We start from the raw sequence: 25,352 nt of genomic DNA, 5'->3' as shown, positions 1-25,352 counted from the left end.
GACTACCTGCGCAGCGTGAGCTACGCCTACCGCTGGCTGGGCGCCTGGCTGGCCCGGCCCGAGCCGAGAGAATCGATCCATGTGCTGGTGGGCGACCACCAGCCGGCGGCCAGCGTCACCGGGGAGGGCGCATCCTGGCGGGTGCCGGTGCATGTGATCTCGCGCGACCCGGCGCTGCTGGCCCGCTTCACCGCGCAGGGCTTCCGGCCGGGCATGGAACCCGGCGGCCCGGCGCTGGGCGGGCTGCACGACCTCACCGCGATGATGCTGCGCGCCTTCGGCAGCGGTCTGCCGGCGCCGTCGGCGCAGGCGGGGACGGTGTCACGCTGATGCGGGCGAGCGGGCGCCCTGCGCACGCTACGCGGTCGATCAGGTGGTGGTCTGGCGTCCGGCGCCGTGAACCGCGGGCAGGGCGAGGCCCAGGCAGGCCAGCGCGGCGAGCCAGGCCTGGTGGTTGACCAGACCCTCCTGCCAGAGCAGGGCGAGGGCGGCCGTCGCCAGAGCCACGGCCAGCGCGATCCGCAGTGAGCCGCCGAGGGCGTCCGGGCGAGGCGGCGGCAGGCGACCGGCCAGCCACAGGGCGGGCATCAGCACCGCCGGCGCGCCGAACATCGGCCAGAGCAGGGGCCGGTAGCGGCCGTCGACCAGCACTTGCAGCACCAGCAGCAGGCAGAGCGCCAGGGCAAGCGCGTGGGCACGGTCGAGCCAAGGGCCCGCAGCGGCGACGGCGCGCGCCAGCTGCAGCGCCGCCAGCAGCGCGCAGATCAGGGCGGGCACTGCCGCCAGCGCACCGAGCGCCGTCTGCCCGGGCCCCAGGCTCCACAACGCGAGCGACGCGATCTGCTGCTGGGCAAGGGCCGCGATCAGCGCGCCAGCGATCGCCAGCGGCAGGCGGGCTGCCCCCAGCCTGCCTGCAACCAGCGCGCCAGACAGCGCACCGGCCAGGGCCGCGAGCAGGCCCCACGCCGCCGCCGGGTCGGGCACCACCGGGCCATCCGCAATCACCCGGCGATCGCCAGCCGCGGTGAACACGCCCCAGTAGCCGCCCATGGCACCCTCCAGCGCCCGCTTCCAGGGCTGGTCGAAGCCCTCGATCAGGTTCCAGCCGGGCTGCCATCCCCAGTCGATGCGGGCCTGCACAAGCCCGCGCACCAGCTGGTTCTGCGCCAGGGCGCCGGGTGCAGCCGGTCCGCGCTGACGGCCCGCCGCCGGCCAGCCGGTCTCGGCGATGAACACCGGCAGCGGCGCCAGCGCCGTGCGCATCGCCGCCAGGGTCTGCGCCACATGGTCCACCGCGTGCGCGATGGCCACCGGCTCATCGTCCCAGTACGGCAGCACATGCACCGCGGCCACATCGACATGACCGCGCAGCGCCTCGGCGTGCCGCAGCCAGTAGGCCCAGACATCGGCGTAGGCCACCGGCACCGGCTGCTCGCGCCGAGCCCGATCGAGCAGGGCCACCAGCGAGGCTGGCGTACGCTCGCCGCGCAGCAGCACCTCGTTGCCCACCAGCAGCAGATCGATCACATCGGCATGCTCGCGGGCCAGGGCGATCGCATGAGCGAGCTCGCGATCATCGTCGACCGGGTTGCTGCCGATCCAGGCGCCGAGCAGCACCCGCAGGCCGACCCGTCGGGCGATTGCCGGCACCGCCTCCAGGCCCTGCGATACCCCGTAGGTGCGCACGCAGCCGGTGACCGTGGCGAGCAGGCGCAGGTCGGCCTCGATCTGCGCCGGGCTGACCCGCAGGTCGGGGTCGAAGGGGGTGTGACCCGGGCGACGGAAGGGCGCGTAGGACACGCAGGGCAGGCGTGACGCGCCCTCGGCCGGAGCCGTCGTGGGCGCGGTCGGCGCCTCCCGGGTCGACGGGACTGCCGCGGTGCCGGACAGGGGTTCGACCGGCTGCGGCAGGACCTGTCCCAGAAGCCAGCCGAGCAGGAGCAGGAGCGTCGCCGACGGCAAGGCCAGCGCCAGGGCCGCGCGCGACATTCCCCACGGCAGCGACCGCACTCTCAGACGCCGCGGCATGTTTCGGGCACGATTCGCGCCATGTTCGGTCCGGATTGCCTCTCGTGAAGATCGCCCGCGGGCGAATGCTGGGCGCCTGGCTGCCCGCGCTGGCTCGGGCCGCCGGCATCGCGCTGCTGGTGGCGCTGCTGAGCCTGGCGGCATGGGCGGGCCTGAACCGGCCGCTCAGCGCGCCCGATGCGCCCGGCGCGCCGGTGCCCCTGGCCGGCGTGGCCTACAGCCCGCAGCACCGCTGGGATGATGCCCGAGACGGCCGACCTGCGGAGCCGGCCGGCCTGGCCGCCGACATGCTCACGCTGTCGCATCTCACCCGGCGGGTGCGCACCTATGGTGCGCAGGGGCTGGAGGCACTGCCCGCCATCGCCCAGCGGCACGGGCTGCGCGTCACGCTCGGTGCCTGGCTCGACGGCGACCCGCAGGCCGATGAGCGCGAGATCGCCGCGGCGCTGCGCACCGCGCGCCGCCACACGGCCGTGGAGCGGGTGATCGTCGGCAACGAGACCCAGCTGCGGCGCAGTCTGCCGCCGGCCCAGCTGCGCCGTCAGCTCGACCGGGTGCGCGCCAGCATCGACCAGCCGGTCTCCACCGCCGAGCCCTGGCATATCTGGCTCGCGCAGCCCGAGCTCGCCGCCCATGTCGACTTCATCACCGTGCACCTGCTGCCCTACTGGGAAGGCGTGCCCGCCGATCGCGCGGTGGCCGTGGCGCTGCAGCGCCTCGCCCAGGTGCAGGCGCGCTTCCCGGGCAAGCCCGTGGTGATCGGCGAGGTTGGCTGGCCCTCGGCCGGCGAGCGGCGCGGTGCCGCCCTGCCCTCGCCCGCCGCGCAGGCGGTCTTCGTGCGCGAGTTCACCGCCCGCGCGGCGGGTATGGGCCTGGACTACCACCTGATGGAGGCCATCGACCAGCCCTGGAAGCGGGCGCTGGAGGGCAGCGTGGGTCCGCACTGGGGTCTGCTCGATGCCGACCGGCAGCCCAAGTTCGCGCTGCGCGGTCCGGTCGAGGCCAGGCCGGGCTGGCGCGGCGAGGCGCTGCTTTCGGCGGCACTGGGCCTTGCGCTGATGCTGCCGGTGCTGATCGCCACGCGGCGCCTGCGGCTGCCGGGCCGGATCTGCCTGGCCGTCGGGGTGCAGGCCAGCGCCGCCTTCGCGGTGCTGGCCGTGTCGGCACTGCTCGCGCAGTACCCGGGCCCGCGCGAGCTCGCGCTGTGGGTGCCGCTCGCCCTGGTCATGGGCATCAGCGCACTCATCGGCCTGGGCCAGCTCTTCGAGTTCGCCGAGACCTTCTGGCCGGGAAGCCTGCGCCGCACGGCGCGCGAGCAGCCCCTGCGCGCGGGCGAGCCCGCCGCCTTCGTGAGCATCCACCTGGCCTGCTGCAACGAGCCGCCGGCCATGGTGATCGCCACCCTCGACAGCCTCATGGCGCTCGACTGGCCGGCCTTCGAGGTGATCGTGGTCGACAACAACACCCGCGATCCGGCCTGCTGGCGGCCGGTGCGTGCGCATGTCGAGCGGCTGCGCCGCGAACGGCCGGCGGGCGCGCCGGCAGTGCGCTTCATCCGCCTGCCGCGCTGGCCGGGCTTCAAGGCCGGTGCACTGAATGTGGCGCTGGCCCGCACCGACACGCGCGCCGCCTGGATCGGCGTGGTCGATGCCGACTACCAGGTGAGCCCGCGCTGGCTCGCCGCCCTGGCCGGGCATTTCGGCGATCCGGCCTGCGCGGTGGTGCAGTCGCCGCAGGCCCACCGCGACTGGGCCGGGCAGCCGCTGCAGCGGATGATGAACTGGGAGTACGAGGGCTTCTTCCGCGTGGGCATGCACCACCGCCACGAACGCAACGCGATCATCCAGCACGGCACCATGACCCTGGTGCGGGCGAGCGCGCTGCGCGAGGCCGGCGGCTGGTCGGGCGAGAGCCTGTGCGAGGACAGCGAACTGGGCCTGCGGCTGCTGCGGCAGGGCGCGCGCCTGGTCTATGTCGACTCGGTGCTCGGCGACGGTCTGGTGCCGCAGGACTTCGAGGCCTGTCGGCGTCAGCGGCGGCGCTGGGCGCAGGGCGCGATGCAGATCCTGCGCCGGCACCGTGACGCGCTGCTCGGCCGCTCGCCGCTCACCGCTGGCCAGCGCTATCACTTTCTCGCCGGCTGGCTGCCATGGATCGGTGATGCGATCAATCTCGGGCTGACGCTCGCGGCGATGGCCTGCGCCGTGGGCGTGCTCGCCGCCCCGACCTGGGTGGGGCCGCCACTGCTGCTGTTCGCCCTGCCCCTGGCCGCGGTGCTGGGCGTGCGTGTGCTGCTCGCGCCCCTGCTCTACCACCGCCGGGTGGGTTGCACGCCGGCCGACACCGCCGGCGCCGCGCTGGTCGGCCTGGGCCTGTCGCATGCCATCGCCACCGGCGTGATCGCCGGGCTGGTCGGACAACGCGGCGTGTTCGAGGTCACCCGCAAGGCAACCACCGGCGCCGAACGACGCAGCCCGGATCGCGGCGTGCGCGAGGAGCGCATGCTGCTCGCCGGTCTGCTGGCCTGCCTGCTCGGCCTGCTGGCCGACACGCTCGACAGCGGCCGGCGCCATGATGGCTGGATGCTGCTGCTCGGACTGCAGTGCCTGCCCTATCTGGCCGCCCTGGCCTGCGCGCGCCTGGGCGCTCGCCCGCGCGCCATGCTCACCAGTCGAAGCGCCATCCCAGCAGCGCGCTGGCCTGCGCCGCCCGTTGCGCCAGCTGCGCCCGGTCGGTCGCTCCGAGGTGAACGATTCCGTAGCGGTGATCGCCGGCCCACCTGAAATCGCGCGCCAGCGCGGCACCGCGCTTGGGCATGGGCAGCAGCAGCCCGTCCGGAAAAGTCCGTGCAAAGGCGGCGCGGCGCGCGGCATCGGGTGGCGGTGGCACGGCGGCCGGATCGAAGGCGCGATAGACGAGGCTTGCCGCCACCCCGGCCACCGGCGCCGCGCGCGGCAGCGCGCGCGGATCCTCGTCGAGCGCCAGCGCCACCGCCATGGCATGCGGATCGATGCCGTCCACGCGCCGGTAGAGGTCACCGAACTGCGAGGCCAGCCGCGGGTTGCACTCGATCACGCTCAGGCGATCGGTGGCGGGGTCGAAGAAGAACTCGAGGTTGAACAGCCCGGTGCGAAAACCGATCGCGCCGAGAAAGCGCCGCGCCACACCCAGGGCCCGGGCCTGCACCGCCGCCGGCAGCCGGCTGGGATACTCCCAGCGCAGGAAGGACCGCGTGCCGGGATAGGTGATCGCATCGACCACGCCCAGGGCATGCACCTCGCCGGCGCCCACCCAGCCATCGAGATTGTGCTGCGGCACCCGCAGCGGCACCGGCTCCTCGAGCAGCAGCCGGTGCGCGCTGCCGGCCTGCGGCAGCCGCGCCCGGCAGATGCGCTCGAAGGGTGCCACCAGCCGATCGGCCAGCCAGCCCTCCAGCGGCCCGAAGCGCAGCATGGCGGCGAGCGCCGCGCGGTCGGGCACCTCGCGGGCCAGCACCGAGAACGCGCCCTTCACCGGCTTGGCGAAGCAGGGATAGGCGATGTCCTCGGGCGGTGTCTGATGACGGCGCAGCGTGACCGGCTGCCAGGCGAGATTGGCCTCGGGCGCCACCTGCGCCAGCACCTGGCGGGCATGCACCTTGTGCTGGGCCGCGAGCAACGACTCGGGCGAGGCGCCGGGCAGGCGCAGCCGCTCGGCCACCAGCGCTGCTGCCAGCGCGCCGAGCTGCTCGTGGTGCGAGAGCACGCCCGCCCAGCCCAGGCGCCGGCCGCGTGCCGCCTGGGCCTCGGCGAAGCGCTCGTGGTCGTGCAGCAGCAGGCGCAGGCCGCCGTGAACGGCCAGCAGGTCGAAGCCCGCCGTGTCGAAGCGCAGGCCCGAGGGCGCGGCGCCCAGCCGCCGCAAGGCCTGCCCGTCCCAGTCGTGGGCGAAGAACCAGCCCAGACGGCGGGCAGCCGTCACCGGAACCCTGCCCCGGCCATGTGCCGCGAGCCGGGCACGCCGCGCGGCCACGACGCACCGACATGCTCGGGCGAGACCGCACTGCTATAGTCGGCCGCCCCATGCGAACCCCCGCCTTCATCCAGCTCGACCGGCTCGACGACCGCGCCCAGGCCGCGGAGGCGATCGCGGGGCTGAACGCGCCGCGCGCGCAGGTCGCACCCAAGTTCTTCTACGACAGCCTGGGCTCGCGCCTGTACGAGGCAATCACCGAGACCCCCGAGTACTACCCCACCCGCACCGAGGCGGCGATCTTCGCCGCGCACGGCCCGGCCATCGCCCAGGCTGCGCTCGCCGAGACCGGCGCGGCGCCCACGCTGGTGGACCTGGGCGCCGGCAACTGCGCCAAGGCGGCCAGCCTGTTCGGCCTGCTGCGCCCCGGCCGGTATCTCGCGCTCGACATCTCGGCCGCCTTCCTGCGCGACGCGCTCGAGAACCTGCAGCGGCAGCACCCCGAGCTGGCGATGACCGGCGTGGGCACCGATTTCTCCTGCCGGCTGGCGCTGCCGGCCGAGCTCCTCGGCGGCCCGTCGCTGGTGTTCTACCCCGGCTCGAGCATCGGCAACTTCCTGCCGGCGGCGGCACTGCGGCTGCTGCGCGAGGCCCGCGCGGCGGCGGCCGGCGGCGCCCTGCTGATCGGTGCCGATCTGATCAAGCCGGCCGCGGTACTCGATGCCGCCTACGACGATGCCCTGGGGGTGACCGCCGCCTTCAACCTGAACCTGCTGCGTCATCTCAACCGGTTGCTCGGCGCGGACTTCTCCGTGCGCCAGTGGCGGCATGTGGCCTTCTACGACCCCGCAGCCACGCGCATCGAGATGCACCTCGAGGCGCGCGAGGCCCTGGTCGTGCGCTGGCCCGGCGGCGAGCGGCGCTTTGCGGCCGGCGAGCGCATCCACACCGAGTACTCCTGCAAGTGGGCACCGGCCGACTTCATCGCGCTGCTGCGCGAGGCCGGCTTCAGCCGGGTGCGCCACTGGACCGATCCGCAGGACTGGTTCGGCGTGTTCCTGGCCGCCGGCTGACGCGGCGTGCGGGCGGCAGACGCCGCCGTGCATCAGAACATCACCGTCAGGCCCACCCAGCCCTCCGGGAGCAGCGCGTTCACCCGCGCCTCGATCCACTTGTCGGCGCCGGTGAGGATGGCCAGGCCCATCAGGCCGAGCAGCACGGCGAACACCGTCTTGATGACGCCGATGCGGGCGAGCACCCAGCCGCGGGCGCGGGTGAAGCCGGCGCGCGACGCGTAGGCCACCGCCACCAGCGGGATGGCCGCGCCCACCCCGAACAGGCCGAGCACGATGCCGCCGCGCGCCACGCCACCCTCGCTCGCCACCAGGGTGAGCGCCGACGCGAGCAGCGGGCCCGAGCACGGGCTCCAGACCAGGCCGAGCACCGCGCCGAGCAGCAGCGCGCTGCCCAGCGAGCCGCCCGACAGTCGCGAGGACGCGGCGTTGGCGCCGCTGGCCAGCGGCATCATCCAGGTGGTGAAGCGCTCGCTCCACGCGGGCACCAGCATCACCACCGCGAAGACCACCAGCAGCCAGGCGCCGGCCACGCGGACCAGATCACCATCCAGGCCGAGTGCCGGGCCGGCCGCGCCCACCAGCATGCCGATGCCGGCAAACGAGGCGGCCATGCCCACGCCCAGCGCCACCGGGGCGAAACGATTGGCCTGCAGCGCGCCGCCCAGCACCAGCGGCAGCAGCGGGAACACGCAGGGACTGAGCGTGGTGAGGCTGCCCGCAGCCAGACTCAGGCCGAGTTGCGGCAGGGTGAGCGCCACGATGCCGGCTCAGAGCGCCGCGCGCAGGGCGGCGCGCAGCTTGTCGGGATCGGTGTCGCCACCCAGACGCGACTTCTCGGCCGCGCCGCGGAACACCACCAGGGTGGACTGCACCCGCACATTCATCGCCTTGCGCAGGTCCTTCTCCTTGTCGTAGTCGGCCACCAGCAGCAGGACATCCAGTCCCTGCTCGGTCTTCATGCGCTCGAAGACGCGCTCCTGCTGCTTGCAGGTCGGGCACCAGTCGGCATGGAACAGCACCGCCACCGGCTTGCCAGCCTGCTGCGCGGCGCTGAGCGCAGCCGGCGTGTAGGCCTGGATGGTGAGGGCCTGGGCGAGGCCGGCGGCAAGCGACAGCACGGCAGCGAAGAGGCATCGGATCAGGGTGTTCATGGGCATCTTTCTGAGGGAGGTCACTGCACGCAGGAGCGGAATCCTGCCGGCACATCGGACCGGTCGGGGGAAAAGTAGTTGCGATAGCGGGGATGACGCAGCCGCGGCTGGGTGAGGCAGGAGCCGCCGCGCAGCACCGGACGGCCGTCGAAGAAAGGTTCGGAATAGTCCCGGTAGGGATGGGCGCGAAAGCCCGCGAAGGGGGCGAAGGGGCTGGCGGTCCACTCCCAGACATCGCCCCAGCGGAAGGCCGACCCGCCGGTGAGTGCGGCCCGTTCCCACTGCGCCTCGCTGGGCAGGCAGCGGCCGGCCCAGCGGCACCAGGCCCGCGCCTCGTGGGCACTGAGGTGGCTGGCCGCCTCACGCAGGTCGAGCGCCTGCCAGCGGCCATGCAGCCAGTGCTGCCAGACGGCGCCCTCGCGACGCAGGTAACGCGGGGCGCACGCGCCACTGGCCTGCAGCCAGTGCTGGCCGGGCGCATCCCACCAGCGCAGATCCTGGTAGCCGCCGTCCTCGATGAACGGCAGGTAATCGGCCCAGGTGCGCGCGCTGGCGTCGATCTCGATCGCCGGCAAGGCGATGTCGTGCGCCGCCAGCTCGTTGTCGAAGGCGAAGCCGCGGGCAGGGTCGCTGCCCAGCCGCCAGCGCCCGGCCGGCAGTCGCAGCGGCGCGGCGGTCGCGGTCAGCGGGCGGGCCCGCCAGCGCGGATCGGTGATCGGCACGCCCACCGCGCGGGCCATGTAGAGCGCGGCCTCGTGGTGCATGTCCTCGTGCAGCAGGGCGAGGCGAAAGAAGTAGAGCGCGGCGTCATCGGCATCGTCGGGCAGCGCGGCCAGCAGCGCGAGCGAGTGCTCGAGCTGGTCGGCGAGCTGCCGGCGCAGCACCGCCGGACCCGGCACCGGCAAGGACCAGCGCTGGGCGTGCGGCACCCGGCTGGAGTCGTAGAGCGCGTCATCGGCGGCCGCGGCCACCGCTGCGGGATCGGCCTCGCAGCCCCGATGGCGCTGCGGATTGCGGGCCAGCCAGTGGGTCTGGAACCAGCCGACATGGCCAAGCTCCCAGCCCGGCGGATTCAGGCCCGCGCGCGGCGGCACCACCAGATCGGGCAGCGCCTGCTCCCAGGCGGCGAAGGTGGCCAGGGTATCGGCGCGGGCCTGGGCCATGGCCTGGGCGAGCGCGCGCGGACCGCCCAGCCGCGCGGCCCGGGCCGGATCCTCGGCCGGTACCGCGTCAGCCACGCCCCCGCTTACACTTGCCTGGTGCATCGCTCATCCATCGTCATCGTGACCCCGGCGCTGGCCGCCGCGAACAACGGCAACTGGCAGACCGCGCGGCGCTGGGCGCGCCTGCTTGGCCGAGCTTATCGCATCGACCTCACCGACCGCTGGGAAGGCGGCGCGCAGGACTGCATGATCGCGCTGCACGCCCGCCGTTCGGCGCCCTCGATGCAGGCCTGGCGGCAGCGCGCGCCGGGGCGCCCCCTGGTGCTGGCGCTGACCGGCACCGATCTGTATCGCGACATCGACACCCACCCCGAGGCCCGCGCCTGGGTGGCTGACGCCGACCGCCTGGTGGTGCTCAACACGCTGGGCGCACGCCGACTGCCGGCGGACGCGCAGGCGCGCGCCGTCACCGTGCTGCAATCCTGCGGCGAGCGGCAGCCGCTGGCCCGCAGCGGGCGTCACCTGCGGGCGCTGATGGTGGGCCACCTGCGCGACGAAAAAGACCCGCTCACCTACCTGCGGGCGGCTCGCCGCCTGGCCGGGCGCGCCGACATCCGGCTCGACCATGTCGGCGCGCCGCTCGACGCCGACCTGGGCGCGCAGGCCGCCGCGCTCGATGCCGCCGGCATCGGCTACCGCTGGCTGGGCGAGCGGCCGCACGAGGCCACGCGCCGACGCATCCAGGCCGCCCACGTGCTGGTGCACGCCAGCCGCATGGAGGGCGGCGCGCATGTGGTGATCGAAGCCATGCGCAGCGGCACACCGGTGATCGCCTCGCGCATCGACGGCAACCTCGGCCTGCTCGGCGAGGACCATCCCGCGCTGTTCGAACCGGGCGACGACGCCGCACTGGCCGCCCTGCTCGAGCGCGCCCGCGACGAGCCCGACTGGCTGCGCATGCTCACCGAACGCAGCGTGGCCCGCTCCCCCCGCTTCAGCCCCGAGGCCGAATCGCGCTCGCTGCTCGACCTGCTCGCCGGGCTGCTGCCGGCCGCCGCCCCTGCACGGCCGGGCTGAACACCCATGGCCCGGCTCGTACCCTCCGAGATCGACCTGCCCGTCACGCACGACGCCGGCCGCCAGGCCGAGCGCGATACCCTCCTGCGGCTGCGCGACGGACTGTCCGACGCCTTCACCGTCTACCACGGCACCCACTGGGCGCGCAGCGGTGCCGGCGGCTCGGTCTACGGCGAGATCGACTTCATCGTCGCCGACCGCGAGGGGCGCCTGCTGGCCATCGAGCAGAAGCTCGCCGCGGTGTGGGTGCGCAACGGCGAGCTGTTCGCGCGCTATCGCGACCAGGCCGACCCCAGCCGGGTGATCAGCCAGCTCAGCCGCAACCTCAACGGCCTGCGCGGCGAATACACCCGACGCCACCCCGGCCAGCGCCTCACCCTCGATCACCTGCTCTATCTGCCGCAGGCGCGCCTCGCCGGCGCCACGCCCTCGGGCATCGATCCCGCCCGGGTGATCGACGCCGACCGTGACGCGCAGCTGATCGGCATCGTCACCGCGCTGATCGAGGCCGCCTCGCCGCCCTCGGGTCCCGAGGCGCCCACCGCTCTCGATGTGCACGACTTCCTCGCCCAGCAGGTCTGCGCCGCACCGAGCATCGGCGTGCTCGGCCGCTCGGCGCGCGAGCTGAGCACCCGCCTGTCCGAGGGGCTGGCCACCTGGGCGCAGCGCCTGAGCCTGTCGCCCTGGCGGCTGCGGGTGCAGGGCACCGCCGGGTCGGGCAAGACCCAGCTCGCGCTGGCCGAGCTGCGCGAGGCGCACCGCTGGGGCGGTCCGGCGCTCTACCTGTGCTTCAACCGTCCGCTGGCCGATGCCATGAAGCAGGCCGCACCGGCCAGCGCAACGGTGGTCACCTTCCATGAGTTCGCCCACGCAGCCATGTCGCAGGCCGGCATGCCGGTGCCCGACTTCACCGCGCCCGGCGCCTTCGAGGCGCTGGCCGAGGGTTTCATCGCGCTCAGCGGGCAACTGGGCGGCCTGTTCGACACCCTGGTGATCGACGAGGGCCAGGACTTCGCCCCGGCCTGGGTGGAGGCGCTGCTGCGACTGGCCGGCCCGAACAGCCGCGTGCTCTGGCTGGAAGACCCCGATCAGACCCTCTACCCTCGCCCCGCGGTGCCGCTGCCCGGCTGGCCGGTGCTGCGCAGCCCGGTCAATTACCGCTCGCCGCGCCGGCTGGTCGACTTCATCAATGCGCTCGGCCTGACACCGGCGCCCTTGCAGGCCGGCGGCGCATTCGATGGCTTCGATCCGCACTGGCTGGAGCATGACCAGGACGCCGATCCCGTCGCCGTCACGGCCGAGGCGGTGCGCGAGCTGCTCGACCAGGGCCACCAGCCCGCCCGCACCGTGGTGCTGAGCTACCACGGCCTGGCCCGCAGCCGACTGCTCCGGCCAGACGGGCCGACCAGCCTCGCCGGCCTGCGGCTGCGCAAGCCCGCTGGCTACGATGACCAGGGGCAGGCGCGCTTCACGGACGGTGAACTGCTCGCCGACTCGCTCTTCCGCTTCAAGGGCCAGGCCGCCGACGCGGTGGTGATCACCGAGATCGACTTCGAGATCCTCGACGAGGCGGCGTGCCGGCGGCTGTTCGTGGCCCTGAGCCGCGCGCGGCTGCATGCGGTGCTGGTCACCTCGGCGCGAGCCGGCACGCTGCTGCGCGAACGGCTCGCGCAGCGCGGCTGGGACACGCGCTAGGTGGTCCTGCCGCGCTCGCGCTGCCAGGCCTGCAGGGCCGTGACGCCCATCGGAGCCGCGTACAGATAGCCCTGCCCGAAGGTGCAGCCGAGCTCGCGCAGCAACTGCGCCGCGGCCGCGTCCTCGATGCCCTCGGCCACGGTGCTCAGCCCGAGAGGCGCGGCCAGCGCCAGCGCCGACTTCACGATGTGCAGGCTGCGCGGCGCGCCGAGCATGCGACCGACGAAGCTGCGGTCGATCTTCAGGGTGGTGAAGGGCAGGTCCTGCAGGTAGCTGAGCCCCGAGTAGCCGGTGCCGAAGTCGTCGAGTGCGATGCCCACGCCGATCGCACGCAGCGCCTCGGCCACCCGGGCCACGCTCTGCAGGCTGGCGATCACCACCGTCTCGGTCAGTTCCACCCGCAGTTCGGCGCCATCGAGCGCCCGCTCGGCCAGGGCGCCGCCGATGAACTCGACGATGTCGGGCTCGGAGAGTTCCGGTGCCGAGAGGTTGATGCACAGGAAAGGGGGCATGGCCGCGTCGCAGAGGGCACGCACGCGCGGCCAGTCGTCGAGCGCCCGCCGGATCACCCAGCGCCCCACGCGGTGGATCACCCGGGTGCGCTCGGCCAGCGGGATGAACTCGTCGGGCGCCACCAGCCCCAGCGTGGGATGGCGCCAGCGCACCAGCGCCTCGACACCGGCCACGGCGCCGCTGTGCAGCGCGATGACCGGCTGATAGTGCAGCTCGAGTTGCCCGCCCTCGATCGCCTGGGTGAGGTCACGCGCCAGCCAGATGGTGCGCAGCGCAGCGGCATGCGGATCGAAGGCCGGCTGACGATCGGGGCGCTGCATCCAGGAGGGCGCCGCCACGGCCGAGGCCTGCGCCGAGGCCGCCGCCCGCTCGCTGCGAAACCGGTAGAGCAGCAGGCGCATGAGGTACTGGATCACCGGATCGGTCTGCTCGAGCAGCGACTGCACATAGCGCCGCTCGATGCGCACCAGCACGGTGGGCACCAGCGTCCGGATGGTGGCGGTGCGCGGCAGATTGTCGAGCAGGGCCATCTCGCCGAACAGGTCATCGCGCGAGAGCACATCGATGCGGCGCAGGCCGCCATCGGCCGGCACCAGCACCTCGCAGCAGCCGGACTCGATCAGGTAGGCGCAATCGCCCGGCGCACCCGATTCGATGACGGTGACGCCGGCCTCGAAGGATTCGCGACTGAACTCGGCGGGGACGGGGATCATCGGGTGTCGGGCGGGTGGGTCGGTCAGGCGAGGGCGGCGACCAGCGCCAGCGCCATCACCCCGATGTTAAGCGCGGCGAAGGCGGCCAGCGGCCAATCCCGACGGCGCAGCAACCGGGCGAGCAGCACGACAAGGGCCGGCAGCGAGGCCAGGCAAAGACCGAGCATGACCATCAGGCACAGCAGATCGCCACTGCCGGCGACGAGCCGCATCCCCGAGAAGGCGGCGTCCCCGGCGGCTGTCTGGACCATCAGCGCACGCCAGTGGGCCGAGGACTGCTGCCAGTGGGCCGGCAACTGCCCGCCGGGCACCAGGCCCGGAGCGATGCCGGCGGCGTAGAGGGCGAAGGCCAGGGTGAGCAGCATCAGACACAAGCCCGCGGCCCACTGCAGGACGCGGGCATGCACCCGGGCGTCTTGCTCGCGCCCGTGGGCGTCGACCGGATCGGCAGACCGATCGCGCGGGCCGGCGGGCGGAGGCAGGCTCACGCCAGCCCCCGGATCAGCGCCCTGAGACCGGCCAGCAGCAGCACGGCCAGCACCAGCCGGCGCAGGGCCTGTGCGGGCAGGCGACGCAGCAGCCGCACCCCGGCCGTCGCGCCCACGGTCACGCCGAGCACGGCCGGCACGGCCACCGGGGGCAGCATCGCGCCATGGCCCAGGTAGACCAGCGCCGCCGGCGAGGTCATCGAGAGCACCAGCCCGCTGGTGCCGGCCGCCACCTTGAGCGGCACGCCCATCATCAGGCTGAGCACCGGCACGTTGGCCCAGCCCGCACCGAGTCCGAACATGCCGGCCACGAATCCGATCAGCATGAAGACCAGCCAGCCCGGCACCAGCCGCGCGACGGTCCAGTCGGCTGCCGACGCGGCCGGGTCGAACCGACGCCCGCCGATGCCCAGGGCAGCCGCCAGCGGGTCGGCCTCAGGCGCCGCCTGGCGGGACGGGTCGACGCGCCACATCAGCACCGTGATGCCCAGGATGACCAGGCCGAGCAGGGTCTGCGCCAGGGATTCGGGCAGGCGCAGGCCGGTGCGCGCCCCGGCGATCGACCCGATCGACACGGCGAGCGCCAGCGGGAGCGCCAGACGCAGGCTGGCCAGGCCCTGGCGCAACAGCGTCGGCCCCGACACCAGCGCACTGGTGAGCGCGACCAGCAGCCCGGCGCCGCGGACGAAATCGAGATGGAAGGGGAAGAAGCCGCCCACGATGGGCACGAACAGCACGCCGCCGCCCACGCCGGCCGGCACCGCCACCAGGCCGATCAGCACGCTGACCAGGAACACGCCCAGCGACCAGATCCACCAGGGCGGAGCCGCCGCCGGCAAGGCCGCTTCCGCCGGCATGCCCGCCAGGGCCGGCGACGCCGCGACCGACAGGGCGCCGAGGATCAGCGCGGCTGCCGGCAGCACCCGCCTGAGACGCGCCGGCGGCCCGCCCTGGCGACGCGCGCTCGGCAGGCTGGGCACGGATCCGGCAGGACGCCCGCTCGGGAAGACGGTCACGATGCGGCCAAGCATGCCACAGCGGCCGCGGCGGCCGGGCCGCGGCGCAGCGCCGCCCGGAATGCCCGCCCGCCGGACGCGGGCCCAAGCCGGACGCCCGGCACCACGGTTGCGCCGCAGCAGTTGCTCGCCGAAGCGACTCGGGGGATGATCAGGCTCAATCCGTTCACCCCGAATTCGAGCCAGCGATGCCCATCCTGCGACGCCTCGCGGCGGCGGTCGCCCTGACGGGCCTGTGCCTGTCCGCCTCGGCGCAGACCCCGCCCCAATCCAACCGCAGCGCCCTGATCGTGGGCGTGTCCACCTACGCATCGCCCGATGTCCCGGCGCTGCGCGGCGTGAGCTTCGATGTCGGCAGCGCCCGACAGATCGCGACGGCCATGGGCATCCCCGATTCACGGATCACCGTGCTGCGCGATGCCGAGGCCACCAAGCCGAACATCCTCGCGGCGCTCGACCGCCTGGCAACCACGGTAGGCGAAGGCGGGCGGGTCTTCGTCTACTTCTCGGGGCACGGCACCCGCTGGTTCGATCCCCAGGTCAACGGCTGCAAGGAGGGGCTGCTCGCCTATGACCAGGGCACCATCACCAACGAGGAGATCGCGCAGCGCACCCGCCGGGTGAGCGAGACCGCCGACAAGGTGATGATGTTCTTCGACGCCTGCCATTCCGACGGCGTCTCGGTGAGCCGCAACCGCACCCGCTCCCTGGGCAGCGCCGATCCGGTCACCCTGGAACTCACCCCGAAGTTCTTCATCAAGGGCGCCTCGGACAACGAGGTGTGCAGCCGTCCGGCCAATGTGCGTACCCGCAGCCTGCTGGCCGAAGCCTCCCGACTGGGCGCCCTGAGCGAGAACTTCGTGCAGATCACCTCGGCCCGGGCCGACGAGGTGAGCTTCGACGACCCGAACCGCGGCGGACTCGCCACCCAGGGCGTGCGCGACTGTCTGCTCGGCGCGGCGCGCGACCTCGATGCCTCGGGCGCGGTCTCCATCCGCGAGATCGAACAGTGCGCACAGTCCTTCGTCGAGCAGCGGCTCGCGCCCTTCCCGTCGCTGCAGCCGCACCACATCACCGTGACCGGCAACCGCAACCTCGTGCCGGCGCCCAGCCGACCGCCCCTGGCGCTGGCGGCTGCCGCACCGGTGGCGATCAGCCCCGCGCCGCTTCCGGCACCGGCCACGCCGAAGCCACCCGCACCGGTGGCTGTCGGTCCTGCTGCGGCGCCGGTTGCCGCACCGGCGCCCTCGCCCGCCCCGGCACCGGTGGCCCTTGCCCCTGCAACGCCGCCGCCCGCGGCATCACCGCCACCACCACCACCGCCGCCGCCGCCGCCCGCAGCGCCGGCCGATCCGGGCGCCGCAGCGCTGGCCACCCTGCGCGAGATCGAAGCCCAGCAGAACCCCCGCCGCAAGCTCGAGGTCACCCTGAGCCGCAGCGCGCTGCGGATCGGCAAGGACCCCCTCGAACTGCGGGTGAAGTCCAGCCACGATGGCCATGTCTACCTGGTGCTGATCGGCAGCGATCGCGAGAGCTTCTACGTGCTGTTCCCCAATGGCCTCGATCGCAACAACCGCATCCAGGCCGACAAGCCGCTGAACCTGCCGCGGCCGGAATGGGCGATCACGGCCAAGGGCCCGCCGGGTGTGAACAACCTGCTGGTGCTGGTGTCCGATTCACCCCGCGAGCTGAGCGCCCTCACGCGCGGTCAGGCGGGTGCATTGCCCACCTTCAGTTCCGCGCTGAACACCCTCAATGGCCGCGGCGCCCTGATCGACCTGTTCACCGGACAGGGTCTCACCGGCGGGTCGGAGGCCTTCGCGGCCCGCCTGCTGCGGATCGAGGAAGTCCGTTAGGCCCGCCCGCTCCCGCAACCTCTGCCCAACGAACAACGCCATGACCGCCATCCGAGCCCTGTGCCTCTGCTTCCTTCTGGCCAGCCTCCATGCCACTGCCCGGGCGCAATGGCTGGTCAGCGACCAGGAGGCGGCCGCCGACCGCGCCGCGCCCGAGCCCTTCGCCATGAAGGCAGTGCCGGCCCCGAATGCGCCGCGCATCAACCTGGTGGCGCCCGCGCTCACCGCCAGCGCCACGGTGAGTTCCCCCACCCGCATCCTGGTGCGCTTCGAGCCCACCCAGCCGGCCACCATCAACCCCGAGTCCTTTCGCGTGAAGTACGGCTCGCTCAAGCTCGACATCACCAACCGCATCACCGCGGCATCGAAGGTCACTGCCGAAGGCATCGATGTCTCCGAGGCCCGACTGCCCAAGGGCGCCCACCGGCTGCTGATCGAGATCGAGGACTCGCTCGGCCGGGTCGGCGAGCGGCTCGTCCAGTTCGTCATCGAGTAAGGTCATGAGCAACCGCCCCGCCATCGCCCTAGCCTGCCTGATCGGCATCGCCAGCCCGCTGCTCGCCATCGGCCCTGTGCTCGCCCAGACCACGGCTGCCCCGGCAACCCCCGCCAGCGCCACGCCCAACCGCGAGTCGCTGTCGGTAGACCAGATGCTCGAGCAGCTTGCCCCCACGGGGCGTACCCGGGGCATGCGCAACCTGGTGCCGGTGCAGGTCCAGCCGCCGCCCGCCGCCACGCCGCTGGCCGTTCCCGCACAACCCGCCCCCCCCAGCCCGCCGGCCGCGTTGCCGGCCGTGCCGGTGGCCGCGCCGGTGCATACCGTGGTGCCGGTGGCCGCCCCTGCGGCCACCCCTGCACCCGTGCCTGTGACCGCGCCGGCGCCCGGTCCGTCACCGATCGCCGCCCCTGCCGAGGCCCCGCTGAAGATCGACCTCACCATCTATTTCGACCTTGGCTCGGACCGCATCCAGGACCGCAGCCGCCCGCTGCTCGACCGCCTCGCGATGGTGATGCAGCACGAGCGTGCCCGCGACCTGCGCTTTCGCATCGAGGGCCACACCGACGCCAAGGGCTCTGCGCTGGCCAACGAGCTGCTGTCTCGACGGCGGGCCGAAACGGTCGTGCGCTATCTCGGATCGCGCGGGGTCGACGCCGCGCGGCTGGCGGCCGAGGGCAAGGGTTTTCGCGAGCTCTCCGATCCTGCCAATCCGCTCTCGGAACAGAACCGCCGGGTGAGCGTGGTGGTCGTCAACTGAGAAACCGCTACCTCATTCGCGTGATGACCCGCACCTCGCCAGACGCCAGCATCCTTCGCTGACATTCAACCGTAGCCACCCGGAGAACCCGACATGGCATTTGCCCGACCGCTCAGCCTCACCCTGACCCTGCTCGCCGCGCTGCCCGCCGCAGCCCAGACCTGCGACAAGTCCTATGCCTTCCAGGCCACGGTGAGCGGCAGTGCCGGGACGCTGATCTGCGACTGGAACTCCAAGTCCTTCCTCGATGCCGTCTCGAACATCAGCCTGAGCAACATCAACTACACCGCCACGTCGGCGGCCACGGCCACGGCGCGCTTCAACGATGTGGCCATGACCCTGTCGTATGCGGCCAACTCCAAGACCCTGTCGTACAGCTTTCCGCAGCTCGGCATCTCGGGCACCTTCACCGGTGCCACCCGGGACGAGAGCGAGGATCTGCTCGAGAACTACCTCAAGAAAGAGGGCGTGATCGGCAAGGTCATGAACTACCAGGCCAGGAACTCGGCCACCAGCCCGATCGCCGGGCCGGGCGGCCTGGTGCCGCTCACCATCGCGGCCGATTTCGGCAACAGCTTCAACAACTCCCCCACGGCGGTGTCGGGGCCGGCCAGCAGTGGCGCCGCCGGCAACAACCTGCTCAGTGCCGCCCTGCAGTACGGCCAGTTCCGGCTGAGCGGCGTGAACGACGGCATCAGGACCACCACGCTGCCGCTGTCCTACACCATCCGCAACGACATCGATCCGAGGCGCCAGCTCAGCTTCAGCCTTCCGATCACCCTGCTCGAACTCGGCAGCACCAAGACCGTGCAGACCGGCCTGGGCATCGCCTACCGGCTGCCGATGAATGACCGCTGGACCATCACGCCCGCCGGCCGGGCCTCGGTGGTGGCCTCGGTCGACCGGGCCACCGCCTCGTTCCTGTACTCGGGCTCGCTCTCCAGCAACTACGTCATCCCGATGAAGGGCTTCGATCTGGTCCTGGGCAACATGATCGGGTACTACAGCACCGGGAAGGTGTCGGTGGGCGACTACTCGGCCAGCCCCGGCCTGCGCTACGTGGCCACCCGCAACGGCATCATGATCTCGCAGCCGGTGACGCTGGGGCGCAAGCTCACTGCCGAGTATTCGCTGATCGACACCCGGTACATCGGCTCCGAGAAGCCCCTCATCGACAACTTCCAGGAACTCGGCATCACCCTGGGCACCAGCAAGAGCGCGCTCGACGCGCGCAGCGCGTTCCGCGGCGGGATCACCCTCACCCGCGGTCCGAACCTGCGCGGCGCCACCGCCAACATCGGCTTCTGGTTCTGATCCCGGACCACCGGGTCGCGCCGGGCACATGAGCCATCACCGCCGGCCTGATCGCGCGAGGGCGGCGGTGCCGGTGCGACGCGTTCTGGCCACGGTGCTGCTGGCGCTCGCCGGGTTGACCGGTGCGGCACACGCCGACCTCGGCTCCGATCAGGTGCGCTACGCCGCCAGCGGGCGCTTCGATCTGCTCGAGACCCTCATCGAGGAACACGCCGCCCGCCATCCGCTGAAGACGGCCGACCAGCACGCGCTGTGCTTCGCGTACTCGCAGACCAGGCGCTACGCGAAGCTGCAGACCTGCCTCGATCAGCTCGAGCAGAAGATCCGCGCCGGCGATCGCCGCACCCGGCTGTTCGGCCTGAATGACGCCACCCCCTCGCTGCACCTGATGCGCGCCGAGGCGGCGATCGACCTCGCCCAGTACCCCGAGGCGGTGCGCCACGCCGAGGCTGCCAGCCGCTGGCTGAAGGACGATGACAGCGATGACCTCGACATGGTCTGCAACGCGTTCACCGCCCTGGGCATCGCCCATGCCTTCAGCGGCAACCTTGTCCAGGCGCGCAAGGCCGAGGCCGACATCCGGGCGCTGAAGATCGGCCCGATGAGCGACTATGCCAACGCCAGGGCGATGTGTCTTGCCCGGGTGCGCATGGCGCTCAAGGACCATCCCGGGGTGATCGAGGCCATCCAGGGCAATCGCGCCTTCACGGTCTCGGTCTTCCTCGACCGTCTGGTCAGCGGCAGCTTTCTCACCGGCACCAACAACTGGGTCTGGGCACAGCTGCCGCGCGCCTACATGCTCAACAAGGCCCTGCTCGAGACCGGTCAGGTGGAGCAGGCCCGTCAGGGCTTCGACCGGCTGCTGGCCATCCCGCAGGTGGCCGAAAACGGCGGCATCCACTGGCTGCTGCTCAACGACCGCGCCCGCATCGCCGAACAGGCCGGCCAGTTGCCGCAGGCCCTGGGCTTCCTGCGCCAGGCCATCGACGCGGTGGAGAGCCAGCGCGCCTCGATCGATACCGAGGCGACCAAGATCGGCTTCGTGGGCGACAAGCAGTCGCTCTACGCGGCGGCAGTGCGCGTCGCGCATCGGCTCGGGCAGCCGGAGGCAGCCTTCGAGTTCATGGAGCGGGGCAAATCGCGGGCGCTGATCGACCTGCTCGCCGCGCGTGACGGCCGTCCGGTGCCGGTGGCGCGCAGCCGCGAGGCCCAGGCGCTGCTCGAGCGCTACCAGCAGCGCCAGGCCGAGGCTGCCGCCCAGGTGCCGCTCGACATGGGCGTGCGCAGTGCGAGCCGCACCCGCGGCGAGCTGAGCGCCGCGGCCGGCGCGCTGCGCAGCGCCCATGCCGACCTCGCCTCGCTCGTGACGGTCGATGCCTTGTCGCTGGATGAACTGCGCGCACGGCTGGCGCCCAACGAGGCGCTGCTCCAGTTCTACGCCATCGGCAGCACCTACTACGGTCTGGCGGTCAGTCGCGAGCAGACCCTGCTGCTGCCGATCGAGTCACCGCGGCTGGAACAGGAGGTACGCGAGTTCCGCATCCTCATCCAGGAACGCAAGCCGCAGGTGCGCGAGCTGGCAGCCCGGCTGCACGCCGCCCTGATCCAGCCCTTTGCGGCGGTCATCGGCAACGCCGATCTGCTGATCGTGCCGCACGGCGCGCTCCACTACCTGCCCTTCGCCGCGCTGGGCCCGCCCGACGATCCGCTGGTCGCCCGGCGAAGCCTGCGACTGCTGCCGGCCAGCAGCGTGCTCAAGTACCTCGCCCCGCGCGCCGAGCGCCGGCCGCCCAGCCTGCTGATCCTGGGCAACCCCGATGTCGGCAACAGCGCGCTCGATCTGCCCAGCGCCGAGGACGAGGCACGCGCCATTGCAGCGGCGGTGCCGGGCAGCGTGCTGCTCACCCGCGAGAAAGCCACCGAGAGCAACTTCAAGCGGATCGCGGGCGACTTCACGCTGCTGCATGTCGCCTCGCATGGCCAGTACAAGGCCGACAGCGCGCTCGACTCCCGTCTGCTGCTGGCCCCCGATGGCAGCAACGACGGCTCGCTCACCGTGCGCGAGATCTACGGCCTGCGCCTGTCGGCCGATCTGGTCACGCTCTCGGCCTGCGAGACCGGCCTGGGCAGCGTGCTGCGCGGCGACGATGTGCTCGGCCTGGCGCGCGGCTTTCTCTACGCGGGCAGCCGCAACATCGTGGCCAGCCTCTGGGAGGTGGATGACGACGCTACCGCCCAGCTGATGAAGTCCTTCTACCAGCGGCTGCTGGCCGGCACCAGCCGTCGGCAGGCGCTGCGCGAGGCGCAGCTCGCCCTGCGCAAGGACTTCCCCGATCCCTTCTTCTGGGCGGCTTTCGGGCTCACCGGCGCCGGCGACTGAGCAGGCCGCCGCGCCGGCTAGTAGGTCTCGAGGTGCAGCCGTCCCTGTTCGCGCAGCCCCAGGGCGAGCGTGTCCCAGACCATGCCGGCCTGGACAGCGACATCACGCAGGGCCAGCAGCACACCCTCCTCCATGGCCTTCAGGCCGCAGACATAGACGCAGGTGTCCGGGTTGGCCAGCAGGGGCGCGAGCTCGGCGGCTCGATCGCGGATCGCATCCTGCACATAACGGCGCTGACCGCCCGGCTCGCGGGAGAACGCGAACTCGATGTCGATGAAGTCGCGGGGCAGGTTCTGCAGCGGACCGAAGTACGGCAGCTCGGCGGCCGTGCGCGCGCCGAAGAAGAGCATCAGCCGGCCACCCTCGAAACGGCCGGAGGCGCGCAGCCGGCGCCGCCACTCGGTCATCGCGCGCATCGGCGCGCTGCCGGTGCCGGTGCAGATCATGACGATGTTCGAGCGCGGATGATTGGGCATCAGGAAGCTGGCGCCAAAGGGCCCGATCACCTCGACGCTGTCGCCCACCTTGAGATCGCAGAGGTAATTGCTGGCCACGCCGCGCACCGGCCGGCCCTGATGGTCCTTGAGCACCCGCTTCACCGTGAGCGACAGGTTGTTGTAGCCGGGACGCTCGCCGTTGCGCGGGCTGGCCACCGAATACTGTCGGGGGTGATGCGGGCGCCCCTGGTCGTCGAGCCCGGGTGGCAGGATGCCGATCGACTGACCCTCGAGCACCGGGAAAGGCATGGCGCCGAAGTCGAGCACGATGTGGTGGGTGTCGTAATCGCGCCCGATCGCGGTCACGCGGAAGTTGCCGGTCACAGTGGCGCTGATCGAGCGGCGCGCCGCCTTGGGTCCGTAGAGGTTGGTGAACGGGTGGGCCGCCGACCAGGGCGGCAGGACCGAACCATAGCGGGCTGCGGTGAATGCCGGCCGGGCATCGATCCGCGGCTCGGCCGCAGACGCCAGCAGGGGATCGGGCTGCGCCGGCGCGGCGTCGTTGTCAGCCGCTGCCAGGCCGCCGAGCTGCTCGGGGCTGAGCTCGGCCGGCAGCGCGTCCCAGCCCAGTTGCTCCTCGATCCGGTAGGCCCGCGCCCGCGGCACCGCGCGCCAGTTGTCGATCGATCCGGTGGGACACGGCGAGATGCAGTCGAGGCACTGGTTGCACTTCTCGGCATCGACCACATAGTTGCGCGAGTCATGGGTGATCGCACCCACCGGACAGATCGATTCGCAGGTGTTGCAGCGGATGCAGATCTCGGGATCGATCAGGTGCTGCCGGATCACGGGATCGTCGACGGCGTTCATGGCGTGTCTCCGGAAGCGGTGGATCGTCGATGGGATGCGAGCCGGATCAGGCGAACCGGATGTACTCGAAATCGGCGGGCTGGCGGTTGATGCCCACCGCCGGCGGCGCGATCCAGTTGGCGAACTTGCCCGGCTCGACCACACGGCCCATCAGGCTGGCGACGAAGGCGCGATCGGTCTCGGAGGGCAGCCAGTCATCGACCCGCGCCGCCCACTCGGCCTCGCTCACCACCCGCCCCTCGGGCGACACCTTCACGCCCGAGAGCGAACCGATGTTGCGGTGGAAGGCCTTGTGCGGGGCCTTCAGCCGGAACGGAATGCCGGCTTTCTCGATCACCCGGTTCCAGCGCTCGACGCCGCCGATGCTGTCGCGGATGTAGTCGTCACGCAGCACCTCGTTGAGCGCATTGAGCATCGGCACCTCGCGCTCGATCAGCTGGCCGCCCTGCACGCCGAGCACGGTGTAGCTGTTGCCGCGCAGCTGATGGTCGTCGTTGCGCTTGCCCTCCTCGTAGCGGCCCTTCAGGCCGGTGCTGTAGAAGGTGGCGGCGTTGCTCGACTCGTCGGCGCCGAAAAGGTCGATGGTCACGCTGAAGTGGAAGTTCAGGTAACGCTGCAGGGTGGGCAGGTCGATCACGCCGGCCTCGCGCAGCTTGCGCGGATCGTCGGTCTTGAGCGCGTTCATCACCTGGCAGGTGCGCTGGATGACCCGGCTCACGCCCGACTCGCCCACGAACATGTGGTGCGCCTCTTCGGTGAGCATGAACTTCGTGGTGCGGGCCAGGGGATCGAAGGCGCTCTCGGCCAGCGCGCAGAGCTGGAACTTGCCATCGCGGTCGGTGAAGTAGGTGAACATGAAGAAGCTCAGCCAGTCGGGCGTCTTCTCGTTGAAGGCCTGCAGGATGCGCGGGTTGTCCTGCTCGCCGCTGCGCCGCTCGAGCAGCGCCTCGCCCTCCTCGCGCCCGTCGCGGCCGAAGTACTTGTGCAGCAGGTAGACCATGGCCCAGAGATGCCGGCCTTCCTCGACATTGACCTGGAAGAGGTTGCGCAGGTCGTACTGGCTGGGCGCGGTCAGGCCAAGATGGCGCTGCTGCTCCACCGATGCCGGCTCGGTGTCGCCCTGGGTGACGATGATGCGGCGCAGGTTGGCGCGATACTCGCCGGGCACATCCTGCCAGGCGGCCTCGCCGAGATGGTCACCGAAATGGATGCGACGGTCCTTCTCGGCCGGATTCAGGAAGATGCCCCAGCGGTAATCGGGCATCTTCACATGGCCGAACTGCGCCCAGCCCTGCGGGTCGACGCTCACCGCGGTGCGCAGGTAGACATCGAAGTCCTGGCTGCCGTCGGGGCCCATGTCGTTCCACCAGTTCAGGTAGTTCGGCTGCCACTGCTCCAGGGCACGCTGCAGGGTGCGGTCCTCGGCGAGGTTGACGTTGTTGGGGATCTTGTCGGTGTAGTTGATCGCGGACATGGGTGCTCCTGGGGGGTTCGGATGCGCCACCGGCCAGCGGGTTTGCCGGGAGCGCAGGTATCGGAGGGCTGGTCTGGGCGCGCGCGCCTCAGACCCGGTTCCAGTCGAAGGCGGCCTTGTCGCCCTTGCCGTAGACCTTCAGCGCGCCCTTCTCGCCAACCGCGTTGGGACGCTGGAAGATCCAGTTCTGCCAGGCGGTGAGGCGGCCGAAGACGCGGGTGAAGAGGTTCTCGGGGCCGTTGAAGCGCAGGTTGGCTTCCATGCCGGTGAGCGCGTCGGGCGACATGGCCACCCGCTCCTCGACCGCGATCCGGATCTCGTCGGCCCAGTCGATGTCATCCGGCTGGCTGGTGATCAGGCCGAGCGCGAAGGCGGCGGCGCCATCGAGCGGACGGCCGGCGGCGGCGCGCACCGCGTCGAGCGCCGGTTGCTCGTCGTAGAAGCGGCGCTGCAGGCGGCTCTGGCCGGTGACCATGGGGTACAGGCCGAAGTTGGCATCCGACACCGTGATCGTCGGTGCGGCCTCGGGGCTGTCGGGCAGCGCAAGCTGGTAGCTGCGGTCGCAGGCCAGCGCCAGCTCGAGCAGCGTGCCGGCGAAGCAGATGCCCTGGTCGATGAGCGCGAACAGGCTGCGCGACGAGACATCGAGCCGGGCCAGGGTGCGGCGCAGCAGGCCGATGGTCTCGCGCACCAGCCAGTGGTCGCGATGCGCCACCAGCGTGGCGTCCATGGCCAGGACCGCGGCCGGATCGCCCTCGGTGCGGATCAGCCAGGTGCCGATGTCGAGCTCGTTGGTGCGCATCTCGAGAATGGCGTCATCGAGTTCGCGCGCCATCGCCAGCGGGTACCAGGCCGCGCCCGCGGCCTCGATGCCTGCGATGTCGGTGGGCTGCGGGC

General features: G+C 72.1%; 20 protein-coding genes and 1 pseudogene. 10 read left to right on the top strand and 11 right to left on the bottom strand.

The window, feature by feature from the left end; all coding sequences use genetic code 11:
• A partial coding sequence (locus tag AC2H6A_RS06615; RefSeq protein WP_484272359.1) for a hypothetical protein occupies positions 1 to 330 on the top strand: 330 nt, incomplete at its 5' end.
• A 39-nt stretch (positions 331 to 369) separates the two neighbouring features.
• Here AC2H6A_RS06615 and AC2H6A_RS06610 read toward each other — a convergent pair.
• Entirely contained in the window at positions 370 to 1,800 is a 1,431-nt protein-coding gene (locus AC2H6A_RS06610; RefSeq protein ID WP_484272358.1) for a glycoside hydrolase family 17 protein, read from the bottom strand.
• A gap of 272 nt (positions 1,801 to 2,072) precedes the next feature.
• Here AC2H6A_RS06610 and AC2H6A_RS06605 point away from each other — a divergent pair, with 272 nt between their 5' ends.
• Positions 2,073 to 4,811, top strand: coding sequence for a glycosyltransferase family 2 protein (locus AC2H6A_RS06605; protein WP_484272357.1), 2,739 nt, complete (start codon positions 2,073 to 2,075; stop codon positions 4,809 to 4,811).
• On the opposite strand, the gene AC2H6A_RS06600 is transcribed toward AC2H6A_RS06605, so the two are convergent.
• Positions 4,693 to 5,985, bottom strand: a complete 1,293-nt coding sequence (locus AC2H6A_RS06600; protein WP_484272356.1) for an ATP-grasp domain-containing protein — start codon at positions 5,983 to 5,985, stop codon at positions 4,693 to 4,695. The genes AC2H6A_RS06605 and AC2H6A_RS06600 overlap by 119 nt on opposite strands.
• A 101-nt stretch (positions 5,986 to 6,086) precedes the next feature.
• On the opposite strand from AC2H6A_RS06600, the gene egtD reads away from it, so the two are divergent.
• On the top strand, positions 6,087 to 7,049 hold the full coding sequence (gene egtD, locus AC2H6A_RS06595; protein WP_484272355.1) for an L-histidine N(alpha)-methyltransferase: 963 nt from the start codon (positions 6,087 to 6,089) through the stop codon (positions 7,047 to 7,049).
• Between the two features lie 32 nt (positions 7,050 to 7,081).
• Here egtD and AC2H6A_RS06590 read toward each other — a convergent pair whose 3' ends face one another.
• Genes AC2H6A_RS06590 through senA form a run of 3 tightly spaced genes read right to left on the bottom strand, consistent with a single transcriptional unit; the run spans position 7,082 to position 9,468 of the window.
• Positions 7,082 to 7,810 carry a cytochrome c biogenesis CcdA family protein gene (locus AC2H6A_RS06590; RefSeq protein ID WP_484272354.1) on the bottom strand — a complete coding sequence of 243 codons (729 nt, stop codon included), beginning with the start codon at positions 7,808 to 7,810 and terminating at the stop codon, positions 7,082 to 7,084.
• A gap of 9 nt (positions 7,811 to 7,819) precedes the next feature.
• Positions 7,820 to 8,203 carry a thioredoxin family protein gene (locus AC2H6A_RS06585; protein WP_484272353.1) on the bottom strand — a complete coding sequence of 128 codons (384 nt, stop codon included), beginning with the start codon at positions 8,201 to 8,203 and terminating at the stop codon, positions 7,820 to 7,822.
• A 20-nt stretch (positions 8,204 to 8,223) separates the two neighbouring features.
• A complete protein-coding gene (gene senA, locus AC2H6A_RS06580) occupies positions 8,224 to 9,468 on the bottom strand; it encodes a selenoneine synthase SenA (protein WP_484272352.1) in 1,245 nt (414 codons plus the stop codon).
• On the opposite strand from senA, the gene senB reads away from it, so the two are divergent.
• Positions 9,463 to 10,443: a selenoneine biosynthesis selenosugar synthase SenB gene (gene senB / locus AC2H6A_RS06575; protein ID WP_484272351.1), complete on the top strand. Its 981-nt coding sequence runs from the start codon at positions 9,463 to 9,465 to the stop codon at positions 10,441 to 10,443. The genes senA and senB overlap by 6 nt on opposite strands.
• Positions 10,444 to 10,449: 6 nt before the next feature.
• The gene (locus tag AC2H6A_RS06570; RefSeq protein ID WP_484272350.1) at positions 10,450 to 12,138 is read left to right on the top strand and encodes an ATP-binding domain-containing protein; all 1,689 of its coding nucleotides are present in this window, start codon (positions 10,450 to 10,452) and stop codon (positions 12,136 to 12,138) included.
• On the opposite strand, the gene AC2H6A_RS06565 is transcribed toward AC2H6A_RS06570, so the two are convergent.
• The 3 genes from AC2H6A_RS06565 to AC2H6A_RS06555 are packed head-to-tail and all read right to left on the bottom strand — an operon-like array spanning position 12,135 to position 14,832.
• Positions 12,135 to 13,364, bottom strand: coding sequence for an EAL domain-containing protein (locus AC2H6A_RS06565; RefSeq protein WP_484272349.1), 1,230 nt, complete (start codon positions 13,362 to 13,364; stop codon positions 12,135 to 12,137). The genes AC2H6A_RS06570 and AC2H6A_RS06565 overlap by 4 nt on opposite strands.
• A 23-nt stretch (positions 13,365 to 13,387) precedes the next feature.
• The gene (locus AC2H6A_RS06560) at positions 13,388 to 13,852 is read right to left on the bottom strand and encodes a hypothetical protein (RefSeq protein ID WP_484272348.1); all 465 of its coding nucleotides are present in this window, start codon (positions 13,850 to 13,852) and stop codon (positions 13,388 to 13,390) included.
• Complete coding sequence (locus tag AC2H6A_RS06555) at positions 13,849 to 14,832, bottom strand: sulfite exporter TauE/SafE family protein (RefSeq protein ID WP_484272347.1); 984 nt, start codon at positions 14,830 to 14,832, stop codon at positions 13,849 to 13,851. Before AC2H6A_RS06555 ends, AC2H6A_RS06560 begins: the two co-directional genes overlap by 4 nt.
• A gap of 224 nt (positions 14,833 to 15,056) precedes the next feature.
• Here AC2H6A_RS06555 and AC2H6A_RS06550 point away from each other — a divergent pair, with 224 nt between their 5' ends.
• From AC2H6A_RS06550 to AC2H6A_RS06530, 5 genes are all read left to right on the top strand, one after another.
• Positions 15,057 to 16,724, top strand: a complete 1,668-nt coding sequence (locus tag AC2H6A_RS06550; RefSeq protein WP_484272346.1) for a caspase family protein — start codon at positions 15,057 to 15,059, stop codon at positions 16,722 to 16,724.
• A gap of 40 nt (positions 16,725 to 16,764) precedes the next feature.
• The gene (locus AC2H6A_RS06545) at positions 16,765 to 17,220 is read left to right on the top strand and encodes a hypothetical protein (RefSeq protein WP_484272345.1); all 456 of its coding nucleotides are present in this window, start codon (positions 16,765 to 16,767) and stop codon (positions 17,218 to 17,220) included.
• A 4-nt stretch (positions 17,221 to 17,224) separates the two neighbouring features.
• Positions 17,225 to 17,980 carry an OmpA family protein gene (locus AC2H6A_RS06540; protein WP_484272344.1) on the top strand — a complete coding sequence of 252 codons (756 nt, stop codon included), beginning with the start codon at positions 17,225 to 17,227 and terminating at the stop codon, positions 17,978 to 17,980.
• A 93-nt stretch (positions 17,981 to 18,073) separates the two neighbouring features.
• Complete coding sequence (locus AC2H6A_RS06535) at positions 18,074 to 19,294, top strand: hypothetical protein (RefSeq protein WP_484272343.1); 1,221 nt, start codon at positions 18,074 to 18,076, stop codon at positions 19,292 to 19,294.
• 73 nt (positions 19,295 to 19,367) lie between these two features.
• Positions 19,368 to 21,674 carry a CHAT domain-containing protein gene (locus tag AC2H6A_RS06530; protein ID WP_484272342.1) on the top strand — a complete coding sequence of 769 codons (2,307 nt, stop codon included), beginning with the start codon at positions 19,368 to 19,370 and terminating at the stop codon, positions 21,672 to 21,674.
• A 17-nt stretch (positions 21,675 to 21,691) separates the two neighbouring features.
• Here the strand turns inward: AC2H6A_RS06530 and boxA are convergent, their stop codons facing one another.
• The 3 genes and pseudogenes from boxA to AC2H6A_RS06515 form a co-directional block, all read right to left on the bottom strand.
• Positions 21,692 to 22,981: a benzoyl-CoA 2,3-epoxidase subunit BoxA gene (gene boxA, locus AC2H6A_RS06525; protein WP_484272341.1), complete on the bottom strand. Its 1,290-nt coding sequence runs from the start codon at positions 22,979 to 22,981 to the stop codon at positions 21,692 to 21,694.
• A gap of 46 nt (positions 22,982 to 23,027) precedes the next feature.
• A complete protein-coding gene (boxB, locus tag AC2H6A_RS06520; protein ID WP_484272340.1) occupies positions 23,028 to 24,455 on the bottom strand; it encodes a benzoyl-CoA 2,3-epoxidase subunit BoxB in 1,428 nt (475 codons plus the stop codon).
• A gap of 88 nt (positions 24,456 to 24,543) precedes the next feature.
• Positions 24,544 to 25,352: pseudogene (locus AC2H6A_RS06515) on the bottom strand (2,3-epoxybenzoyl-CoA dihydrolase); the annotation flags it as partial.

Source organism: Quisquiliibacterium sp. (assembly GCF_982640115.1).
This window is presented reverse-complemented; position numbering and strand designations above follow the sequence as displayed.